Raw genomic sequence first — 585 nt, 5'->3', positions numbered from 1 at the left:
GAAGCAGACGCCGCATTCCTTCGCGCCCCCCTCTGCCCTGCCGGGCATCTCCCCCACAAGGGGGGAGATCGCTATCAAGCCAGCGTCCGCTCCACGATATCGCGCAGATCCGCCGACAGGTTCTCGGCCTTTGCCATATCGAGCAGCGCTTGCTTGGCCTTGGCTTGCCGCCCTGGCTCCAGCGAGCGCCAGGATCTGAGCGCGGTGGCCAGACGCGCCGCCACTTGCGGGTTGCGCTTCTCGACCTCCAGCACCGTCTCGGCGAACAGGCGATAGCCTTCGCCGTCGGGGCGGTGGAAGCCGGTCTGGTTGGCGCTGGAGAAGGTGCCGATCAGCGAACGCACCCGGTTCGGGTTGGCGATCGAGAAGGCCGGATGCCGCATCAACTCGCGCACCTTGTCGACGGTCCTCGAGCCGGGCACGCCGGCCTGGATCTGGAACCATTTGTCGAGCACCAGCGCGTCGCCGCGATAGCGCGCTTCGAAGGCCGCCAGCGCCTCTTCGGCCTCGGCCGTGCCCGAATGACGATGCGCCAGCACGGCCAGCGCCGCGGCGCGGTCTGTCATGTTGGTGGCGGCGTTGAAG

Annotated in this window: 1 protein-coding gene; it reads right to left on the bottom strand. The window is 68.2% G+C overall.

The features are described 5' to 3' along the window. Window positions 1-74 precede the first annotated feature (74 nt). Window positions 75-585, bottom strand: a 511-nt coding sequence (locus EOD07_RS36755; protein ID WP_127238529.1) for an aminopeptidase N C-terminal domain-containing protein, incomplete at its 5' end; no start/stop codon positions are given.

Source organism: Mesorhizobium sp. M2C.T.Ca.TU.002.02.1.1, assembly GCF_003997225.1.
Note: the sequence above shows the minus strand (reverse complement) of the source record. Positions and strands in the feature narration are given on the sequence as shown.